Here is a 4,970-nt window from a genome sequence, read left to right on the forward strand (position 1 = left end):
ACGGCTTCCTGCGCATTGACGCCATAATAGGCGTCGAAATAGTTGCCCGAGGCAAATGAAACACGCGGTCCACCCGAAATCCGCACGGTTGGCGTCACGTCGTAGAAGGCGTCGGCAGCGATGTCGGCGACAAAGCCGTTATGAGCGCGAATGCCGTGGCGCAGCTCGGCGCGCGCGCGCAGCCAATCGGTCGGATAGAATTCGAAGAAGCCGCCGACCTCGCCGCCCCAGCGCACCGGATCGAGACCCTTCAGCTCATCGGCGTTGTCATCGTCACGGGAAAACAGGAACTTGCCGGTCAGGCCAGCGCGGACACCGCCATCGTCGACCAGCGCCAGCGAGATGTTGTCGTTGCGCGAAGTGAAGCGTGCCGCCGGTCCGGCCTTGCCCAACGAAATGATCGGCGAGGCGCTGAGCAGGTACTCCTTGCCGCCCTCGAAATTCGGCGCCACCATGCCGGTGGCACCAACGGTCAGATACCAATCGCCGGACAGCCAACTGCCCTCGCCCGCATTGGCAGTACCCGCGCCGCTCAGCACCACAGCGGCCAACACCAGAGAGATTCTTCCGACCGGACTCATGGCCACTCCACTAACACAACACACACGGTTACCGATGACAGCTTTGACGGCCGTTTGGTAAAATTTGATTTAACCCGGAGACATCCGCTCACGGTTTGCCGCGATCCCGCTGCTGGTCATCGACTGGACGTTGGCCGGCGCCGGGACTAACTTCCATCCGGCAGTATCCCGTAGCCCTTGATGGAGACCGCGACAATGACCCTGCACGGCGACGCCTTGAAAATCGCGATCGAACAGACACGGACAAAATGGGGATGGTTTGTCGCGCTCGGCGTGCTGCTGCTCATCTTCGGCGGCATTGCCTTCGCCAATCTGTTCATCGCCACGGTGGCTTCTGTCTATGTCGTGGGATGGCTGATGCTGATGGCCGGTGTCATCGAGATCGTGCATGCGTTCGGCGTCAAGACCTGGAGCCGCTTCTTCTACTGGCTGCTCAGCGGACTGCTCTACGCCGTTGCCGGCTTCTTCGCTTTCGACAATCCGCTGCTTGCTTCAGCGGTCCTGACGTTCCTGCTGGCGATCGCCCTGGTCGCGTCAGGGGTGCTCCGGGCCTGGGTCGGCTACAGCCACCGGCCGGAACGCGGCTGGGGCTGGGTCGTCGCGGCCGGTGTCATCAGCGCGCTTGCCGGCCTGATCATCGCCATGGGCTGGCCGGTCAACAGCCTGTGGGTGCTGGGTCTCTTCCTGGCGATCGACCTGATCTTCCAGGGCTGGACCTTCATCGCCGTCGGCCTCGCGCTGAAGAAATAGTCACGTCAGATTGAGCAGCGTCACCGAAACCAGCGCCAGCGCAATTCCAAGATATTGCGTCGAGGACAGTTCTTCGCCGAAGACAAGGGTGCCGACCAGCACGGCGCCGGCCACGACGATGGTGTTGACCAGCGCCCCGGTCACGGCGAGGTTCAGCTTTGTGTTGATAAAAGCGAATACTGAGTAGGAGAGCGGCGACAGCAGCATGACGTATGCCAGGCTGCGGCCGTTGCCGGTCTTGCCCCAATGCGCGCTCAGCCCATCGCAGAGGATAAACAGACCGGCGCAAACCAGCACCACGCTCCAGACAGACAGGTCGATTTTCATCGAGGAGTGTTGGGCGTTTTGGCGGCCACCTTCGATGAACTTCTTCACAGTTCGCCGCAGTTTCGGCGATTCCGTCAGAAGGCGATGGCGCGATCCAGGTCCGAGAGCGGCTTGACGCCGGCAAGCAGCGCGCGTGCCTCGGCTTCATCGCGCTTCATCTGCGCGACCAGCGCATCGAGCCCTTCGAACTTCACCTCCGGGCGCAGGAAACCGAAGAAGGAAACCTGGCAGACCTCGCCATAGAGGTCACCGGAGAAATCAAAGACGAAGGTTTCCAGCAGCGGCGCACCATTGTCGTCAACGGTCGGGCGACGGCCAAAGCTGGCGACACCGTCGTGAAGCGTGCCGTCGGCGCGGCGAAAGCGGACGGCATAGATGCCCTCCTTGAGTGCGGCTTCGGCCGACAGCCTCATATTCGCGGTTGGAAAGCCAAGCGTGCGGCCGAGCTGCTGTCCGCCGACCACTTCGCTTTCGACGGTGAAGCGATAGCCGAGCAGTCCGGCCGCCTCGGCCACCTCGCCCTCGCTCAGCAACCCGCGGATGCGGCTGGACGAGACAACCTCGGCACCCTCGTCACGGAAAGCGTCGACGAGCGTGACGCCGAAGCCGTGACGCTCGCCGGCCGCCATCAGGTAGGCCGGGCCGCCTTGACGATCCTTGCCGAAATGGAAATCGAACCCGGTCACGGCATGGGTAATGCCAAGATTCCTTTCCAGCACATCCGTCACGAATGCTTCCGCCGACAGCGAGGCGAAGTCGCGCGTGAACGGCTGCTCGACGAGCGCGGCAAAGCCCAGCAGCGACAGGAGCCGCGCCTTCATCGGCGGCGGCGTCAGCACGAACAACGGGATATCAGGCCGGAAGATCTTGCGCGGATGCGGTTCGAATGTCAGCACCAGGGCCGGCACTCCGCGCCGCCGGGCTTCAGTCGAGGCCCGCTCGAGCACCGCCTGATGGCCGCGATGGACACCATCGAAATTGCCGATCGCCACCACGCCGCCGCGCAGGTCTGCGGACAGCGGTGCGGTCGCCAGAATGCGCTGGAAGGCTGCCATCGTCACCTACCGCAGTCTGGGAATGACGGCCACCGGACGATACCCATGCTTTTCCAGGAAGGTCGCCAATCTTGCCGGATCCGGTTGCAGTGCATCGCCATAGTCGCGGGCATGGATACCGCCGGAGACATAGAGGACATCGAAGCCATTGTCGGCGGCGCCCTTCACATCGGTCATCACGCCGTCGCCGATGGCCAGCACCTGGCCGCGCTCGATCGGTCGGCCAAGAATCTCCGAAACCTCCTTCATCGCGAGGTTATAGATCGGCGCGTAAGGTTTTCCGGCGATCAATGTGCGGCCACCGAGCTGGGCATAATCGCGTGCCAATGCGCCGGCACACCAGATGATGCGTTCGCCACGCTCGACCACAATGTCGGGATTTGCGCAAATGAAAGGCAGGTTCCTGGCGCGCAGCCGCCGCAGAAGCTCGGTATAATCCTCGGGCTTCTCGACCTCGTCATCGAACAGGCCGGTGCAGACGACGCCGGACGCCTCGAACTCCTCGACAAGCTCGACGTCGAGACCGTCATAGAGCGTGAAATCGCGGTCGGCGCCGATATGGAAAATCTTGCGCGGACCTTCGGCGATCAGATCCCGGGTCACGTCGCCTGAGGTGACCACCCGGTCGTAGGCTGACGGTGGAACACCGATCGCGTTCATCTGCGCCACGACATCGGCACTTCGGCGCGGCGAATTGGTGATCAGGACGACGGGGATTTCCGCCTCTCGAGCCCTTGCCAGTGCCGAGGCCGCCACAGGGAAATGCCTCTCGCCATTGTGGACCACGCCCCAGACATCGCACAGGATTGCCGAATAGGCTTTCGACACGTCTTCGAGCGAGCCGATGATTTCAGGCGAATCCGCCATGCCGTTTCCTTCAGTCATGATCATTGCGACCGCCGCGACCGACGGTTCGCCGCAGCCGGTTCGGATTAGCCGAACCGCTCCGGCCTGTCACCAGCTTTCGCCGGGCATCTGCGCGGCGTCAGCGAGGGTGCCCATTGGTTAGCGGTTGGTGAAGTGCCGACCCTGCAATCGAGCGATTTCCCAAACACGGCCTTCAGCGTTTTGTGGGAAAGCTGGCGTCGACCGAGAATCCGTCGGCGGGGGCCGCTGCAAGACATGCATGAACTTTGGCGTCAGTTCTGCCGCGACAAACGCGGCAACTATGCTCTTATGACGGTCGTTGCGATGGTTCCGCTGATGGGCAGCCTGGCGATCGCGGTCGATTTCACCGAGATGAGTCGTGAAAAACAGACGGTGTTGAATGCGCTCGATGCCGCCAACTTCGCCACGGCGCGCCGGCTGACGGAAGGTGCTACCGACGACCAGTTGAGAGCCTATGCGCTCGACTTCTTCAATGCCAACCTCAACAAGGTAGATCCCGCCAACACGACGCTCAGCGTCACCTTGCCAAGCAATACCGTCGGCGGGGGTCTGCTCAAGATGAGCGCGCGGCTTGACTACAAGCCCTATTTCTATCCTGTCTTCGGCCAACTCGTCGGCAAATCCGAAACTGACGCAAACCAGAAGATCAGCTTCAACGTCACTTCGGAAGTGCGGCTTAAGAATACCCTGGAAGTTGCCCTGGTGCTCGACAATTCCGGATCGATGACCAAGACCGGAACGGGCTCTGGGCAAAAGCGCATCGACCTTCTCAAGACCGCGGCCAAACAGCTGGTCGACACGCTGGCCCTGCAGGCGGCGATGATCAAGCAGGTCGACAGGCCGGTGCAGTTCGGCCTCGTGCCGTTTGCCGCATCGGTCAATGTCGGTCCCGGCAACGGCAATGCGTCCTGGATGGATACCGAAGGCCTGTCGCCGGTATCGAACGAGAATTTCGACTGGTCGACGCTGAACACGGCCACCAAATACGCCCAGCAGACCAATGGCATCTGGTACAAGCGCGGTTCGGGATGGGGTGCCGACGAGGGCCAGATGCTGACCCGGTTCTCGCTCTACCGCGATATGAAGGTCGTCACCAACCATGAGCGTGTCACCAACAGCAAGCGTGTGGTTTGCGACGAATACAACTCGAACAACACCTGCAAACGAAACCACGACGAATATGACTACATCGATTCCTACGGCCCATTCGCCAGTTGGCAGGGTTGCGTCGAGGCCCGGCCCTATCCCTACAATGTCAACGATGCCGCGCCGTCCGGCGGCTCGGCGAACACCGGCATAGGGGTTGGCGATCCGGCAACGATGTTCGTGCCGATGTTCGCCCCGGACGAACCCGGCAATCATTGGAAGC

Annotated in this window: 6 protein-coding genes; 2 read left to right on the forward strand and 4 right to left on the reverse strand. The window is 61.9% G+C overall.

Features of this window, described 5'->3' with window-relative positions; genetic code table 11:
- Nucleotides 1-581 (reverse strand): MipA/OmpV family protein (locus tag EN935_RS21930; RefSeq protein WP_164771255.1); only part of this gene is annotated, 581 nt, incomplete at its 3' end.
- A gap of 195 nt (nt 582-776) precedes the next feature.
- Between EN935_RS21930 and EN935_RS21935 the strand changes: the two genes are divergently transcribed.
- Nucleotides 777-1,331 (forward strand): HdeD family acid-resistance protein, encoded by a 555-nt coding sequence (locus EN935_RS21935; RefSeq protein WP_126068689.1) that lies wholly within the window; start codon nt 777-779, stop codon nt 1,329-1,331.
- Here the strand turns inward: EN935_RS21935 and EN935_RS21940 are convergent, their stop codons facing one another.
- From EN935_RS21940 to EN935_RS21950, 3 genes are all read right to left on the reverse strand, one after another.
- Nucleotides 1,332-1,658: a hypothetical protein gene (locus tag EN935_RS21940; RefSeq protein WP_109663416.1), complete on the reverse strand. Its 327-nt coding sequence runs from the start codon at nt 1,656-1,658 to the stop codon at nt 1,332-1,334.
- Between the two features lie 74 nt (nt 1,659-1,732).
- Nucleotides 1,733-2,713: a bifunctional riboflavin kinase/FAD synthetase gene (locus EN935_RS21945; RefSeq protein ID WP_126068687.1), complete on the reverse strand. Its 981-nt coding sequence runs from the start codon at nt 2,711-2,713 to the stop codon at nt 1,733-1,735.
- Between the two features lie 6 nt (nt 2,714-2,719).
- On the reverse strand, nt 2,720-3,580 hold the full coding sequence (locus EN935_RS21950) for a TIGR01459 family HAD-type hydrolase (RefSeq protein WP_164757611.1): 861 nt from the start codon (nt 3,578-3,580) through the stop codon (nt 2,720-2,722).
- Between the two features lie 255 nt (nt 3,581-3,835).
- On the opposite strand from EN935_RS21950, the gene EN935_RS21955 reads away from it, so the two are divergent.
- Nucleotides 3,836-4,970, forward strand: a 1,135-nt coding sequence (locus EN935_RS21955) for a TadE/TadG family type IV pilus assembly protein (RefSeq protein WP_164771256.1), incomplete at its 3' end; no start/stop codon positions are given.

Origin of the sequence: Mesorhizobium sp. M7D.F.Ca.US.004.03.1.1 (genome assembly GCF_003998635.1) — a bacterium.
GTDB classification, from domain to species: domain Bacteria; phylum Pseudomonadota; class Alphaproteobacteria; order Rhizobiales; family Rhizobiaceae; genus Mesorhizobium; species Mesorhizobium loti.